Source organism: Bacillus sp. Brlt_9 (genome assembly GCF_051948935.1).
Lineage (GTDB): Bacteria > Bacillota > Bacilli > Bacillales > Bacillaceae_G > Bacillus_A.
This window is the reverse complement of the sequence record NZ_JAYJLO010000002.1, coordinates 164,644-180,686: the sequence shown is the minus strand read 5'-3', so window position 1 is coordinate 180,686 and position 16,043 is coordinate 164,644. Positions and strand designations below refer to the sequence as shown.

The 16,043-nt window shown below is 37.9% G+C and carries 15 protein-coding genes; 2 read left to right on the top strand and 13 right to left on the bottom strand.

All coding sequences use genetic code 11. The annotated features are described in order from the left end of the window. Positions 1 to 9: 9 nt before the first annotated feature. The 8 genes from VF726_RS07130 to VF726_RS07095 all read right to left on the bottom strand — a co-directional run bounded on the left by VF726_RS07130 (position 10) and on the right by VF726_RS07095 (position 9,261). Positions 10 to 3,951: a DNA translocase FtsK gene (locus VF726_RS07130; RefSeq protein ID WP_440167007.1), complete on the bottom strand. Its 3,942-nt coding sequence runs from the start codon at positions 3,949 to 3,951 to the stop codon at positions 10 to 12. 155 nt (positions 3,952 to 4,106) lie between these two features. Beyond that, positions 4,107 to 5,063: an N-acetylmuramoyl-L-alanine amidase gene (locus VF726_RS07125; protein WP_440167005.1), complete on the bottom strand. Its 957-nt coding sequence runs from the start codon at positions 5,061 to 5,063 to the stop codon at positions 4,107 to 4,109. Positions 5,064 to 5,104: 41 nt separating this feature from the next. Then, positions 5,105 to 5,449, bottom strand: a complete 345-nt coding sequence (locus VF726_RS07120; protein ID WP_440167003.1) for a thiamine transporter — start codon at positions 5,447 to 5,449, stop codon at positions 5,105 to 5,107. Positions 5,450 to 5,644: 195 nt separating this feature from the next. Then, positions 5,645 to 6,259, bottom strand: coding sequence for a YtpR family tRNA-binding protein (gene ytpR, locus VF726_RS07115; RefSeq protein WP_440167001.1), 615 nt, complete (start codon positions 6,257 to 6,259; stop codon positions 5,645 to 5,647). Beyond that, complete coding sequence (locus VF726_RS07110; protein WP_440166999.1) at positions 6,256 to 7,068, bottom strand: DUF1444 domain-containing protein; 813 nt, start codon at positions 7,066 to 7,068, stop codon at positions 6,256 to 6,258. The genes ytpR and VF726_RS07110 overlap by 4 nt, the downstream gene beginning before the upstream one ends. A 78-nt stretch (positions 7,069 to 7,146) precedes the next feature. Further along, positions 7,147 to 7,461, bottom strand: coding sequence for a thioredoxin family protein (locus VF726_RS07105; protein ID WP_000838193.1), 315 nt, complete (start codon positions 7,459 to 7,461; stop codon positions 7,147 to 7,149). Positions 7,462 to 7,544: 83 nt separating this feature from the next. Beyond that, a complete protein-coding gene (locus VF726_RS07100; RefSeq protein WP_440166996.1) occupies positions 7,545 to 8,054 on the bottom strand; it encodes a DUF84 family protein in 510 nt (169 codons plus the stop codon). Between the two features lie 133 nt (positions 8,055 to 8,187). Next, positions 8,188 to 9,261 (bottom strand): M42 family metallopeptidase, encoded by a 1,074-nt coding sequence (locus tag VF726_RS07095; protein WP_087958509.1) that lies wholly within the window; start codon positions 9,259 to 9,261, stop codon positions 8,188 to 8,190. 148 nt (positions 9,262 to 9,409) lie between these two features. On the opposite strand from VF726_RS07095, the gene VF726_RS07090 reads away from it, so the two are divergent. Beyond that, a complete protein-coding gene (locus tag VF726_RS07090; RefSeq protein ID WP_000118541.1) occupies positions 9,410 to 9,721 on the top strand; it encodes a PepSY domain-containing protein in 312 nt (103 codons plus the stop codon). Positions 9,722 to 9,958: 237 nt separating this feature from the next. Here the strand turns inward: VF726_RS07090 and VF726_RS07085 are convergent, their stop codons facing one another. Both VF726_RS07085 and trmB read right to left on the bottom strand, forming a co-directional pair. After that, a complete protein-coding gene (locus tag VF726_RS07085; protein WP_440166993.1) occupies positions 9,959 to 10,813 on the bottom strand; it encodes a YtnP family quorum-quenching lactonase in 855 nt (284 codons plus the stop codon). Positions 10,814 to 10,882: 69 nt separating this feature from the next. Continuing rightward, on the bottom strand, positions 10,883 to 11,536 hold the full coding sequence (gene trmB / locus VF726_RS07080; protein WP_001239381.1) for a tRNA (guanosine(46)-N7)-methyltransferase TrmB: 654 nt from the start codon (positions 11,534 to 11,536) through the stop codon (positions 10,883 to 10,885). A gap of 234 nt (positions 11,537 to 11,770) precedes the next feature. Here trmB and VF726_RS07075 point away from each other — a divergent pair, with 234 nt between their 5' ends. Next, positions 11,771 to 12,049, top strand: a complete 279-nt coding sequence (locus tag VF726_RS07075) for a YtzH-like family protein (protein ID WP_016118745.1) — start codon at positions 11,771 to 11,773, stop codon at positions 12,047 to 12,049. A gap of 3 nt (positions 12,050 to 12,052) precedes the next feature. Here the strand turns inward: VF726_RS07075 and VF726_RS07070 are convergent, their stop codons facing one another. The 3 genes from VF726_RS07070 to thpR form a co-directional block, all read right to left on the bottom strand. Further along, positions 12,053 to 12,850 carry a phosphotransferase gene (locus VF726_RS07070; RefSeq protein WP_440166990.1) on the bottom strand — a complete coding sequence of 266 codons (798 nt, stop codon included), beginning with the start codon at positions 12,848 to 12,850 and terminating at the stop codon, positions 12,053 to 12,055. A 229-nt stretch (positions 12,851 to 13,079) separates the two neighbouring features. Then, a complete protein-coding gene (gene pulA / locus VF726_RS07065; RefSeq protein ID WP_440166988.1) occupies positions 13,080 to 15,221 on the bottom strand; it encodes a type I pullulanase in 2,142 nt (713 codons plus the stop codon). 137 nt (positions 15,222 to 15,358) lie between these two features. Beyond that, a complete protein-coding gene (gene thpR / locus VF726_RS07060) occupies positions 15,359 to 15,904 on the bottom strand; it encodes an RNA 2',3'-cyclic phosphodiesterase (RefSeq protein WP_440166986.1) in 546 nt (181 codons plus the stop codon). Positions 15,905 to 16,043 lie beyond the last annotated feature (139 nt).

Here is a 16,043-nt window from a genome sequence, read left to right as displayed (position 1 = left end):
AACCGTTTACTATACATTTGTTTCCTGCATAGCAGCGAATTCATCCTCAGAAATAAGGACATCTCTTGGCTTCGTTCCTCTTGCTTCAGAAATAATTCCTTGCGATTCCATCTCTTCAATGAGACGTGCCGCGCGATTATAACCGATGCGGAATTTTCGCTGTACAGAAGATGTGGACGCTCCCCCTTGTTCTACAACATATTGACACGCTTCAAAGAACAATTCGTCTTCCGACTCAGCCTGTTCTGTTTTCGCTAATAAATCCTCTTGCTTAAATAAGTAATTCGGCTTCATTTGCTTTTTCACATGATCAACTGTCTTTTCAATCTCATCATCCGATACATATACACCTTGTACACGTACAGGCTTAGATGTACCGTTCCCTAAGAATAACATATCACCACGGCCAAGTAATTTCTCCGCGCCACCAATATCGATAATCGTACGCGAATCAACTTGAGATGATACAGTAAACGCAATACGTGTTGGAATGTTTGACTTAATTAAACCTGTAATAACATCTACAGATGGACGCTGCGTCGCTACTAATAAATGAATACCACAAGCACGTGCTTTTTGCGCAATACGACAAATCGCTTCCTCAACATCACCAGGTGCTACCATCATTAAATCAGCTAACTCGTCAATGACAATAACGATATAAGGTAATGTCTCTCCCGGAATTTCTCGCTCACTTACAATCGTATTGTAGCGAGTTAAATCACGAGCACCTGCGTGCGCAAACAATTCATAACGGCGCTCCATTTCTTCAACCGCCCATTTTAATGCTGCTGTCGCTGCTTTCACATCCGTAATAACAGGTGCGACAAGATGCGGAACAGAATTGTATGGTGCAAGCTCAACCATCTTCGGATCAATTAACATTAACTTCACTTCATGTGGTTTCGCTTTATATAAAATGCTCGTTAAAATGGCGTTAATACACACACTTTTACCAGAACCTGTTGCACCCGCAATAAGTCCGTGTGGCATTTTTCGAATATCCGTTACAATTGGATCTCCTGAAATATCAAGCCCTAGCGCAACCGTAAGCGGTGATTCGCTCTTCGTAAACACAGGACTTCTTAAAATTTCACGAAGAAATACTGGCTTACTTTCTTTATTTGGAACTTCGATTCCAATCGCACTCTTCCCTGGAATCGGTGCTTCAATACGAATATCTTTCGCTGCTAAGCTTAACTTAATATCATCACTTAAATTTGTAATTTTATTTACTTTCACACCTGGGTCTGGCTGTACTTCAAAACGAGTTACTGCTGGACCTTGCGATACATTAATAACATGTGCGCCAACATGGAAATTATTAAACGTTGTATCTAATAATTCTTTCTGTTCTTCCAACCATTCCGTATTATCTAACGCTGCTTGCTGCGGAATCGATAGCAATGTTAATGGTGGAATCGTATACGTCGGTGGTGTTTGCAATACATTTCGCACATCGTTCTCTCTTTGATTTACAACATATGCTTTCTCTTCTACTTCCGTACTTGAAATTGGCTTTTGTACTTGCTCTGCCACTACTTGTTGTACTGGTTTTTCTTCCACTTGTGGTTCTACTACTACTTGTTGCATTGGTTTTTCTTCCACTTGTGGTTCCACTACTACTTGCTGCATTGGTTTTTCTTCCACTTGTGGTTCTACCACTACTTGCTGCATTGGTTTTTCTTCCACTTGTGGTTCTACCACTACTTGCTGCATTGGTTTTTCTTCCACTTGTGGTTCTACTACCACTTGCTGCACTGGTTTTTCTTCCACTTGTGGTTCCACTACTACTTGTTGCACTGGTTTTTCTTCCACTTGTGGTTCTACCACTACTTGCTGCATTGGTTTTTCTTCTACTTGATGTACAGACTTATTCTCTACTCGTTCACTCATAGAAGGTTGCATTGCATTTGTTCTAGCCGCATGTCTTTCCATTAATCGCGTTCTGTCTTGTTTCAACATAACAACATTAAATGGTACGTGACGCTTTTTCTCACGTTTTGGTTCTTCTTTTTGTACAACTGGTTGTTCTTCTACAATCGGTGCTTCTTCTACAACTGATTGTTCTTCTGCGACCGGTGTTTCTTCTACAACTAATTGTTCTTCTGCGACCGGTGTTTCTTCTACAACTGGTTGTTCTTCTGCGACCGGTGCTTCCTCTACAACTGGCTGCTCTTCTACAATCGGTGTTTCTTCTGCAACTGGTTGTTCTTCTACAATCGGTGTTTCTTCTACAACTAATTGTTCTTCTCTAATTAAAACATCCGCAAAGCTTTGAACATCTTTTTTCGTTTGTTCATCAGCCTCAGCAACATGTATGAATTCATTCTTTTGTTCAATTGCTTCATTTAACACCATTTCTTGCTGCGTTTCCTCAAGTACTACAGGTTCCACTTCTTCTGGTGCTTCCGTTTCTGCAATTACTTCCACTTCTTCTTGCTCTTCTGCTTCCACAATTACTTCCGCTTCTTCTCGCTCTTCCGTTTCTGTAATTACTTCCACTTCTTCTTGCTCTTCTGCTTCCGCAATTACTTCCGCTTCTTCTCGCTCTTCTGTTTCTGCAATTACTTCCACTTCTTCTTGCTCTTCTGTTTCTGCAATTACTTCCACTTCTTCTTGCTCTTCTGCTTCCGCAATTACTTCCGCTTCTTCTCGCTCTTCTGCTTCTGCAATTACTTCTACTTCTTCTCGCTCTTCTGTTTCTGCAATTACTTCCACTTCTTCTTGCTCTTCTGTTTCTGCAATTACTTCTACTTCTTCTCGCTCTTCTGTTTCTGCAATTACTTCCACTTCTTCTTGCTCTTCTGTTTCTGCAATTACTTCCACTTCTTCTTGCTCTTCTGCTTCCGCAATTACTTCCGCTTCTTCTCGCTCTTCTGCTTCTGCAATTACTTCCACTTCTTCTGGTATTTCCACAATGATTGTTTCTTCCAGTTTTTCTTCTGCTTTGACAATCACTGATTCTTCTGGTGCTTGTTTTTCTACTTCGATAGTAGGTTGTTCTATTTCTGTATTACGTTTAGTTTCTTCTGATAATATTGTATCCTCGTGCTCTACTTTAGAATCTACTAATTCCGCTTGTAGAGTGTTTTTGGCCACTACATCACTTTCTTGCTTCGCATCTTCCATACGCTCAGCAATTGTTTCATGAAGTAATTCAGCCGCTGGAACTTCCTGCGGTGCACTAATTTCTTGAACCACTTCTTTTTCTTCTACTATAGGCTCTTGGCGTTCAATTTCATAACCGTTTTTCTCTAGCCATTGATCGACAACTGACTTTTCTTCCTTTTTACTTTGTTGATCTCGCTGATCAACACCTTCATGACTGGAAGAATTCGTTGCTTGTCCTTGTGAGAAATCAGATAATGTATATCCTTTTTTCTCTAACCATGCATCAACGACTGGTTTGCCCTCTACAGATATTTCAAGGTCTTCTCTTTCCTTTTCTTCCTCCTGCTTTTCTTCCTTTTTCTCTACTGAAGGACGATTATATCCGTAAATTGGCGAAATCATTTCTGTTGGACGAAATGGTCTACGGTTACTTTCTTGCGTAGGTGCAGATGCTTTCTTTACGACAGGCTCTCGCTCCGGTTCATGTTGCATTTCCGGCTCTTCGTATGTAGAAACTACCTTCGCCACATACTGTCGTCTACTTCTTTCCACTTTGATTCCTCTTTGAATAGGCTGATCTTCATACGTTACAGCTTGAACAGGTTGTTCTTCAAAATGCCCTGTTTCTATAACATCTTCTTCATCGAACCCATTATCTGGTACTAATGGAAAACGGCATTTACCTGCATTCCTACTTGCCATTTGTGCTTCTCTTGCTTCAGTGTAGTGGTTTACACGAGGAATTTTCGGCTGACTTTCAACTTGCTTTGGTACTTCTTTATTCATCGCTGTTTGTTCTTCCTCTTTGTTAAACAGCTTTTTCATCCAATCTAACATGCTTACCACTCTTTCTACTAAATAGTAACATCCTTTATTGTATCAGCATTCGGCAAAAAGTGCAGGTAAAATTAAGCATGTCATATTTATCCATAATATTCTAATTTACTAGTGTTTTCATATGGAAAAACGCACCCTTACATGTAAGACTGCGCTTAAGCTTTACTCTTCCTATATTCATCTACACTATCCGTTACACTTTGCAATAAAGAATTTATATACTGCGGGTCAGATAATTTTTTATCTTCTTCAGGGTTTGACATAAATCCAAGTTCTAATAGCACGCCAGGTACTTTGGACCAATTAAACCCAGAAAGGTCATCCCTAAATTTAATTCCATTTACCTTCACTTGCTGATTCTCTCTCATCTTATTTACGATCGTTTGAGAGATTTGAAGGCTTTCCGCATAAATCTCTTTCGTATACGGACTTCCTTCGGCTGGTGTCAATACAGCAAATCCACTTTGATTCGGATTTTCAGAACCATCTGCATGAAGACGTAAAAATAAATTCGCCTTATGATCATTCGCCAATGTCGCACGTTCTTTATTACTTATATCAACATCTTGTGACGTTCTTGTCATTAATACTTGCATTCCCTTTGCTTCTAACTTTTCTTTTAATACGAAAGCCATTTCTAATACAAGAACAGCCTCTCTTTTTTTCGTTACAACACCAGTTGTACCATCTGTCACTTTATATTTTTGCGTCGTCGCTCCTGGCCCAATCGGCTCTAAATTTAAATTCGCCTTTTGTTGATGGCCCGGATCAATAACAACGAGAAACTTTCCTTGTTTTTCATTACTCTCTACTTTTGGTTCATTATTTTGCTGTGGTTGCTCGGCTGGCTGCACTGGCGTAGCTTCCTCTTTCTTTTCCTCAGCCGGCACTTCCTCCTGCTTCTGCTCCACTTGCTCAGTTGTTTGAACTGCTTGCGGTTCTTCTTTCTTTTCTTGTTCTGCTTCCTGCTTTTCTACCGGTGCGTCTTCCTTTTTATCTTTGTTTGTTTCCTGCATAGAAGATGTTACTTCTTTTTTCGGCTCTTCTTGCGAACAACCGCCCATATATATGCCAATGAATGCAATCATACTCATTATTTTTATATACTTCATATTTCTCTCCCATCACTTTGCACCGGTCTCAAAGTTTTTTCTTATAATTGTTTTATAATCTCATCTATATTTCCAATGTAAACAGGTTGCCACTTCTCTGTACCACGCTCTGCAGTATAAACTAGATAAGCATCATCAGCCACATTTACGAAAACCGGATCTCCCATATCTGTTTCATAACCGATAACAATCCATTCCTCTTTCCATTTTCCATGTTCTTCACTTATTAATGAATTTTTATGTTTATCATATCGGTAACCGATTTGTCCTTTTTCTAATTCACTTTCGCTAAATACATATATTTCATAGGAACCTAACTCGATATCTTGCTGTTTTGAAGTTTCAATTCGTTTCAGAAGTTCTACGATTTTTAGTTGTTGTTTCATACGTCTACCCCCTTCTTTTTTTCTAAATTTTAACTAGTTTGTTTATAAAATACAATATAGATTTTGTGAAAAAAGGTGACATCCTTATGAATATGAACGATTTTCTACATATATCTATCACAACTCACAATATATCAAAGATTCAATAGAAAAGAGAGGTTGCCCATAAGGACAACCTCTCTTTTCTATTATCAATTAAAATTTAAACTCTTGTCCAACTTCAAAGCTATCCTCTAATACAAGAATACCTTTTTCTTGTGGAGCATCTGGAAGCTCTAATTCACGTGCTGAGCAGATCATTCCAGAAGAAGGAACTCCGCGAAGTTCAGCTGGTTTAATTAGCATACCACTTGGCATTACAGCGCCGATTTTTGCAACGACAACTTTTTGTCCTGCGTCAACGTTCGGTGCGCCACATACGATTTGTAATGTTTCTGTACCGATTTCTACTTTACAGATGTTTAACTTATCAGCATTTGGATGCTTCTCTTTTTCAGCTACATAGCCTACAACAAATTTTGGAGAAAGATCTGCTTCTACTGTTTCTTCAAAACCGTTCTTCGCTAAAATTTCGTTAATTTTTTCTACAAGTTCTTTCGTTAATGTAAGGTTACCTGTTTCTTTTACTTCTAAGTAAGTAGATGCATTAAAGATGTTAAATCCTGCCACCACGTTGCTTTCACGGTCATATACGCGTGCAACATCTCCTTTGCGATCAAAAGTACGGTTCTCTAAAGTAATATCTTGTAAGGCAACAATTAGAGTGTCACCAATTCCTTCAAGGTTGTAAAAAACGTTCACTTCGTTCATCCTTTCTCTTTTCCATCTGTCTTCTTCCGATTCTTCGCTAAAATAAAGATTGGTTCAAAGTCCCCATCTTCATATACGAATGAAAGTGATGTAATCGGAACATGCCCTTCGGCAAAAAATTTCATTGTCATTTGTGCAATAATATCATAACCGATTTCGTTGACGATATCAGCAATAATTAATACATCTTGGTGAGGAACAGCAACAACCATATCCCCAGAAATCTTTTCACGCATCGATTGTAATAACGATTCGTTTAAAATACGCGTCGCATCATACCCATCATTTGTGTTTAAAAAGTAGAATGTATTCCCTGCTACTGTGTCTTGTTTAAATTCATAACCTAATGAGCGAGCGTTGAATAATGCCATTTCACGCACTTGTTGCTCTGTAAGTTCTAATTTTTGCAATAGACGTTCATCAATTAATCGATACGTTTTATTTGAATCTAACGCGTAGTAAATACGTGTTTCCGCCGTATGATCCGTCATAATGAACGGATTTCCTTCTTCTGCTTGTTTCGGGAAAGAAGTAGAGCGAATAACAGGTAAAATCTTCGCCGCACTATTTTCTTCTTTATGCATCGCAATTAACGCTTCTTGTACGTAATAAGCAACCTCTTCAATCGCCTTTTCTTTATTCACTTCCCATTTTGCCACAACTCCTGGAAGCGATACGTTAATACCTTTTTTAGAGTCTTTCTGTTCTATACGTAGAACTTCTTTCTCGTTATCATATTGAAAGTCCCATTCCGGGCGAGATAATTTCTTCATTAACTCATCTTTCATCTTTTTACTTGTCATCTTCATCTCTTTTTCCTCCCTTCCAAAAAAATAACCTCCCCCGCGAAGGTAGAGGTTGTTTTACAATTCAATTGGCAAATTGCCTTATTTTAAACCTTCAATAAACTCTTCGATTTGTTCTTGTGTTTTACGATCTTTGTTTACATAGCGACCTGTTTCTTCACCTTTATTGTACGCTACAAAGCTCGGAATGCCAAATACGTCTAATTTCACGCATAGATCAATAAACTCATCACGATCTACATAGTAAAATGAGAAATCACTATATTTCTCTTCTACTTCCGGCATAAATGGATCTACGAAGCGACAGTCTGGACACCATTCGGCTGAGAACATAAAGACTACATTCTCTTCATTTTTTAATTGTTGGAATTGCTCCATGCTTTCTAATGATTTCATCTATATTTCCTCCTCTAACGAGTGCATTTTTTCATGTTATAATCTTTCTTTTATACTACCATACATCGCGCACGGTGCAAGGTTTATGCTTGCTTTTCGTCATACTTATATTGCCCAACAAGTAACTTAACAACGTGTACAAATAATTCCGTACGGTCGACATAATCATCCGTAAAAATACCAATCGCACCTTCGTGACTACGAATATCTTTTCTCTGTACAAACTCTTCCATCACTTCACTTAACTCCTTGCCATCTTCAAGAGGCGCTAAAAAGTCATCTGGTAATTTAATGCGCGCCCCGCCCGCAACGAATATTTTACCGCCACTTGTTGCTAGCGCGCCCCAGTTACACATAAATAAACCGTGCTCTGTTTTCATTACACCGCCTTCTAATCCAATACCAATTTGAGCTTCTCCTTCCTCTAGCGCTCGCTTCGCTCTATTAACCGCTCCTTGCATCGTCTCTTCATCTGAAAAAGGCTGGTTTGCTACCCCTGAAGGAACAGAAAGAGACGTAATTTCAGCATCTTTCCAAACCTTCTCCACAGCTCCAACTTTCGTTTTATTCTTTGATCCAACTACTACCTTCATTTCGTTCACCTCTATAAAAATTTATCATTTTGTTCTAACATCCGCTTCGGCACGAATTAAGTAACAAGCACTACCACATATCAGCGGGTCATCTATTCAACCTAAAAAAAGAAGGGTTTTTCGCCCTTCTTCTCTACGCGTTATTCTTAATTGTTTCTAACGTCGTTTTATCCGTTGCTCTTACAAGCTTCGTAATTAACTCTTTCGCTGCCGCATAATCATCAACATGTAAAATAGAAGCATGTGTATGAATGTAGCGCGCACAAACGCCAATTACTGCTGATGGGATACCTGAGTTACTTGTATGTACACGGCCCGCATCTGTACCACCTTGTGAAATAAAGTATTGGTACGGAATGTTGTGTGTTTCTGCTGTATCTAAAATGAATTCGCGCATTCCTCTATGTGTTACCATCGTGCGATCATAAATACGAAGAAGAGCACCTTTTCCTAATTGACCGAACTGCGTTTTGTCACCAGATGCATCGTTTGCTGGACTTGCATCAAGCGCATAGAAAATGTCTGGTTGAATCATATTTGCAGCAGTTTGTGCACCGCGAAGACCTACTTCTTCTTGTACAGTCGCACCAGAATATAACGTGTTTGGTAATGTTTCGTCTTTTAATTCTTTTAGTAATTCGATTGCAAGGCCACATCCGTAACGGTTGTCCCAAGCTTTCGCCATAATTTTCTTTTCGTTTGCCATCGGCGTAAACGGGCAGATTGGCACGATTTGTTGTCCTGGTTTTATACCAATTTCAATCGCATCTTCATAGCTATCCGCACCTATATCAATTAACATGTTTTTTATATCCATCGGTTTTGCACGTTGCGCGTCACTTAATAAATGAGGAGGAATAGAGCCAACAACCCCAACTACAGGACCATTCTTCGTCATAACTTGTACACGCTGTGCTAATAGAACTTGGCTCCACCAGCCGCCTAACGTTTGAAAACGAAGCATTCCGTTTTTCGTAATTTGCGTAACCATGAAACCTACTTCATCCATATGACCCGCTACAAGAACACGTGGGCCAGTTTCGTCCCCTTTTTTCAGACCAAATACGCTACCTAAACCGTCTTGTACAATTTCATCCGCATATTTGCTTAATTCTTGCTTCATAAAACGGCGTACATCATGCTCAAAACCTGATGCACCTTGTAATTCTGTTAACGTACGAAATAATTGTAATGTCTCTTTATTCACGAAGTCCCCTTCTTTCAAACCTTAGTAGAATACCTCTTTTATTGTAACGAAATTTTCGAAATGTTTCTAGTTTCTTCTTTTTTAGCTGTATTTGATTTATAATTATTATCGGTACACTATTTTTATTTTATAGAATTGAGGTGAATATATGAGCTGGAAAGGTTTAGTAGCAGGTCTTGGCGTTGGATTCGCAGCTGGTTATCTTGTTGCAAACAAAGTCCAAGAACAATCCCATATTTCTTCAGAAAAAGCATTGAAAATGGTGAAACAAGCATTAAGTCATAAAGGTGAAATTACTGGCTCTTGGGTACATATGGTTCCAGAGACATTTGAAAAATATGATGTCGCGTACGAGGTTTATCGCGGCGGTCTTACAACGATGTTAGATGATATACAAGAACGATTTGAATTTTTAGTTGATGCTAAAACAGGTACTGTTTTAGAGGTTATAGCAGCATAAAAAGGAGGGTTCCCATTAGGTGAACCTCTTATTTTTTTATTGTGGATAGTGATTGAAATTATATCGGCGATTTTTCGAATATATCGACTGCAACTCCAAATATATCAGCGATTTTTTCAATATATCGACCGTAACTCAAATTATATCGGCGATTTTTTCAATATATCGACCTACCGACAAAAAACGACAATAATAAAAAGGCTGCTCCAGCAAATATTCTGGGACAACCTCCTCTTTTTAAGCCTCTATACTCGTTTTCCGCTCTATCTTTTCTACAATATGCCCTTCCTCATTCCACTTTACTGCACGGTAATACGCGTCATGGTAAAACGTAAACCAAGCATCGTTTTCAGCACCATACTTCATCCACTTTTGCTTATTTTCAATCGATGTCATCGGATAATCATCGTATGCCATTACCCATAATACATTTTGATGCGCATGCGTCGGCAATAGGTCAGCTAAATGCAGCATCGTTTCACCTTTGCTTTCTAACGCAATAACTGCATGTCCATCACTATGACCGCCTGTATGCGCCATTTTGATTTCATCTGTAATTTCTATTTCTTGCTGGAATGTAACAACTTGATTTACAATCGGCTCCCAATTCTCCTTCCAATATGTATTACGCGATCTAATATTTGGGCTTCTCATTTCATTCCATTCTGTTTCATTTACGTAAATTTTCGCATTCGGAAACGCCGGTACAAGGTAATCACCTTCCCATTTTGTTAAACCAGATGCATGATCAAAATGAAGGTGCGTCATTAAAACGTAGTGGATATCTTCAGGCTTTAATCCTAGTTTTTCTAATGATCCATAAACCGATGATTCTTCTGTTACACCTTGATTTCTCTTCATCTTCTCATTCAACTTCCCGTTTCCTATTCCGGAATCAATGAGCATATTACCGTCTTTCGTTTGCAAAAGTAACGGATCTGTTCGTAAATAAATATGATTTGTATCATTATGTTTATACTTACGTGACCAAAGCACTTTCGGCACAACGCCAAACATCGCTCCCCCGTCTAAATGTGTGTTCCCGCCTTTTAACCACGTTACTTTTATATCTCCAATTTGCAACTGTTCCATTTTCCATCCCCCTTTTCTTTCAATACTAACATAAAATTCTGATTATTTTAGATGAAAAAAACCTATGCATTACTGCATAGGCTCTGTACGATATTTCGCTTCCACTCGGTAAATACGATGACCTTTACTAGAGAACTTCTCTTCGTATTCTGTCATAATGTTTCCTTCATAATCACTATTATGAAGATCTAGGCTAAGGTAAGTTAATAACATACCATACTCAGCCATACTCATTAGAGAGTATTCAAATAAACCTTGGTTATCTGTTTTGAAATGAATTTCTCCGCCTTCTACTAACACTTCTTCATAATTGCGTAAAAACGTTTTATACGTTAAACGACGCTTCGTATGACGTTTCTTTGGCCATGGATCTGAGAAGTTTAAATACACGCGATCGATCTCACCTTTTGCAAAGAAAACTGTTAAATCTTCAGCATCTTTATTAATTAATTTCAAGTTCGGTAATTCTTCTTCAATTAATTTATCAAGTGCATCTACAACAACACTTGTGAATTTTTCAATTCCAATATAATTAATATGCGGATTTGCTTTTGCCATATCATACATAAAGCGGCCACGACCTGTACCTACTTCAATATGAATGGGTTGTTCATTTCCAAATACTTCTTTCCAGTTACCAGCGCGCTCCTCTGGGTTTCCAATTACGATATGTGAATACTCATTAATTCGATCCATTGCATATGGTTTATGTCTTAAACGCATAGATGTCTCCCTCTCTTTACATAGCTATTTTAAAGGAATAATTCCTTCTTTCTGTTTTTAAATCAATCTACCAAACAAAAAACCAAGTACGTACGAGCACTCGGTCCGTTTCTTTCAAGTATAAGATGTACCATTTTGATAAAAACTACATACAGCATTAAACATTCCATGACGAAACAGCTTTTTCTCTTACTTCTCTAAGAAGAGAAAAACAATCGAAAGGATGATCCGTTCATGCCAATTAATCAACAACATCAATTAGAAGTGCTGAAAGATATTTTAGTCAATCACCAAAGTGATTGTTGCGGGACAGTTTCTGAATGCGAGCAATTAGAGCGTCTCATTCAATCGTTACTCGCAAACGATAATGTAAGTAGTGACGCTAAAGCAATGCTAAACGATGTATATTCTTATAGTCAATCGGGTAAATCTTCCTCTAATTTGGACAACCACATTTCCAATAATCAAGAACAACTTACTCAGTGGATTGCTGGAATGGACAATTTTTCTTAAGTATTACTCTGAAGCAAGTAGTTGCTGTAAATATTGATGCCAATATTCAGCTTCTGCTTGCTGCTTTTTTGTTGTATGCCATTGAATAGACAAAATCGTTTGTGCTATCACATACCATCTCATACGCTTAAGCAGCAATTCATCCATTTCAATATCATAATAACCGAGCCACTCACTCCATTCATGGCGCGGAATGTACCAATATAATAACATACCAAGGTCTAGAGCTGGGTCAGCAATTACAGCTCCATCCCAATCAATTAAAAACAACTCATCTTCATCCGACAATAGCCAGTTGTTATGGTTTACATCACAATGGCATACAACGAATTCATTGTATTCAATATCTTTTAATGAATCCATTAAATATTGAAGGCCTTGCTGAATTGTTTCATCATCCCTTATATCTCCTCTTAAAACAAGTTGCAGTTGTTGTAATAACTCTTGCGCGTGAAGCGGCTGCTTCCCAAGTCTTTGAATCATCTGTACAAGTGCTTTAGAGGAGTGTATTTTCTTCAAAAGTTTCGCAACACGTTCTAGTTTCATATCCTCTGGCTCTAGCTTCTGTCCCGGAAGCCATTTTTGAGCAGAAATTACATCACCGTTCGTTACCCTTCTTGTCCAAAGTAATTTTGGAACAATTCCTTCTGCTGACAATACCGCTAAAAAGGGCGATGTATTCCGCTTTAAAAATAACTTCTGTTGTCCGTTTTGCGCAATATATGCATCGCCCGTTACTCCACCAGCCGGTACAAGACTCCACTCTTTTCCTAATAATTGTTCCAACCATTCCATATTCATTACCCGTTAACAAATCCTTATCTTTTATAGTTATGAAAAGAAAAACCGCAACATTTCTACACATGTTGTGGATTCATATATATTTTACTGTAAATGAAAAGAAATTTTAGCATAAGCCAAAAACTCTCTATTTTATTTTACAAAACCAGTCATAGAATGACAACTTATCAAAATCGTCACCTTTGTCAATTCTACATTTATTACATTCTCATCGTCAAGTAGCGATTTGTCACATTATCGTCAATATATACGTGCTAATTGGAGCGAGCCTAAGTTCCTTTCCTCTAAATGAAGAAATTGGCTCTATTTTCGCTTGCTTTTCATTTACTAACACATGCCACGTTTCTTCTTTCGGAAGTTGCACCGTTTTAGCTTCTAAACCACTATTAAATAAAACGATAATCTCTTTCCACGGTCCAAGCGATCCTACATGCTCTAGGTGGTATGCAAGTACTTCTGAAGATGTTTGCAAAAAAGTCATGTGCTTTTTTATGAGGTCTGCATTCTGTAATCGAAATGCTCCGTGCTCTTTACGAATCGCAATTAAATCTTTTATATAGTTAACGGTCTCTATCTCTTTCTCTTTTCGATCCCAATCTAATTGATTAATTTCATCATTTGCATTATAACTATTTTCATTTCCTTGCTTCGTACGATAAAACTCTTGCCCAGCATGTAAGAAAGGAATGCCTTGCGACAGAATCACCATTGCACTCGCTAGCAGATGACGTTTTTTCAAAATCTCTTCTGTCTCTTCATTGCTGCGCATTAGTTTATCCCACATCGTCATATTATCATGACATTCTACATAATTAATGCTTTGTACAGGCTCTAGAAACAAACCTGTTTCTTTCATACTCAAAAGGCTTCCTGATGCTATATACTGCAAATGATTACAGTCTACATGCCCACCAAATGCAAAACCGCGCTTATTTATATGAAAAGTACTCCCCTTTATCCCATCACGAAATTGATCATTAAATTGCGCAATATACGGCATTTTCTTCGCATTATTTAGCGTTGCTTTTTCTTCAGCTGGAAGTGGTGTTTGTAGATCCCATCCTTCCCCTAATAGCAATGCATCTCGTTTTATGTTTCGCACTTCTTTTTCTATTATGTTCATTGTATCAACATCTAAAATTCCCATTAAGTCGAATCGGAATCCATCCACATTGTATTCAGTAAGCCAATATAAAATAGACTCTACAATGAATTTACGCATCATTTTTCGCTCAGATGCTATATCATTCCCGACTCCCGTCCCATTAGAAGGCATACCATTTTCACCATGACGAAAATAATATCCTGGGACAAGCTTTTCAAATGATGATAGCTCTCTTTCATACACATGATTATATACAACATCTATAATCACTCTAATGCCGTGCTCATGAAATGTTTCAATTAACTGTTTACACTCTACTATCCTGTTATACGGGTCAGAGGGATTTGTAGCATAATATCCCGTTGGTGCATTGTAATATAATGGATTGTAACCCCAATTATAGGCAGAGGAAGGATTCGCCTCATCCACACCACCGAAACAATATAAAGGTAATAATTCAACATGTGTAACACCTAAATCTTTTATATGAGACAAACCTGTCAATATCCCATTTCGCCCTGTTGTTCCTTCTTCCATTAGCCCTGTATACGTTCCTTTTTTACTTACTCCACTATTCGGATGAATAGTAGCATCACGAATATGCAGTTCATACAATATGGCATCTGTCATTGCTTGTAATGGTGGTAATTGCTCCCCCTTTGTTACAATTGTCTTTTCTAAATCGATAACAATGCCATACTTCCCATTTACAGTTACTGACTTTGCGTAAGGATCCACCGCTTCATTCCATATTAAATTAATACAAACAAGAAACGTATACTTTTCTCCGGCTAAATCACCCTGTAATGTATGAGTCCAAACTCCATTTTCTCCTCTATACATTTCATGATCGATATATTCTTTATCACTTTTATAAATTCTTACTTTTGCAAGTCTCGCAGTTGGAGCCCATACTTTAAATGTAGTTGCTTCTTTTTGGTGCACTGCCCCTAAATCAGTACCTTCGTAATAATACTTTTCATCAAAAATCGCTGTTCTTATGACAGCACCTATTTGTAAATCTGTTTCTTCATTCCGTTCATCTCGTACTGTATAATACTTCCCCACATCTAGCGGCTCTTCTATAAAGCACTCATACTTCGTTGCATCCGGAAGCGCAATTGTATGAGCAATCGGTAAATCTTTCACGTTACTTCCTTCTTGCAAACGAAATGTCCGGCTTGTTCCATACGCATGTGGGAGCAAAATTGTAATTTTATTCATTTCATCTAAATAGGCATCAAATGGACGTTTTACTTTCAACATAAAAAAATCACCATCATTCTTAAAGTTAAATGAAACGAGCTGCAAATGATAAGGCTATTCTTATCCGCAAGACTCTATACAGTAACACATTATTCTTTATAGTATATTCACCTGTATAAAAAACGTTTTCATACATTCTATTTTTGTAATTTTATTTCAGCAATCGCTTTATACTTCGGTGTTTCCTTCACGTGAGATTCGTATAAAGTAATCGTATCCGCTTGAAATGATATTTCAGGCACTTTCTTTATATGTTCTAAATCAAACTTTCCTTCTCCTACCCATTTACGGGCAACAGTAATATGCGGATGATACGGGCGCGTTTCTAAAGAAAATCCATTCCCTTCACAAATAGCGTGCACTTGCTTTTGTAATTGGAACAAATCGTGATTCTCGCTTATCTTCGACCAAAAAATACGCGGCCTATCTTCCATACCGAACGTTGAAAATCCTTGTAACGTAAACGATAGTTCCTTTGTTCCTGTAAGTGTTTGTAATCCACTCTTTATTCCTTCTAATTGTTCCTCTGTCGCACTACCTAAAAATGAAAGGGTAATATGATAGTCTTCTTTATGTACCCACGAACGAAATGGTAATTCCTCCTGCATTTCTTCTTTATAGTTAGACAGCACTTCTTTTATATGATTTGGTAACGTAATTGCGACAAAATAATGCGGCTCCATGTACATCTTCTCCTTCTTTCTATTGTTGCTTTTCTTTCCTATCTCATTCAATGAAAAAGAATCGAATTTCCCTACAAGTCTAACCAAGTTCAGATCGCGTTAATAAATGAAATTACATCGAAATTTCGACAAGGAATAT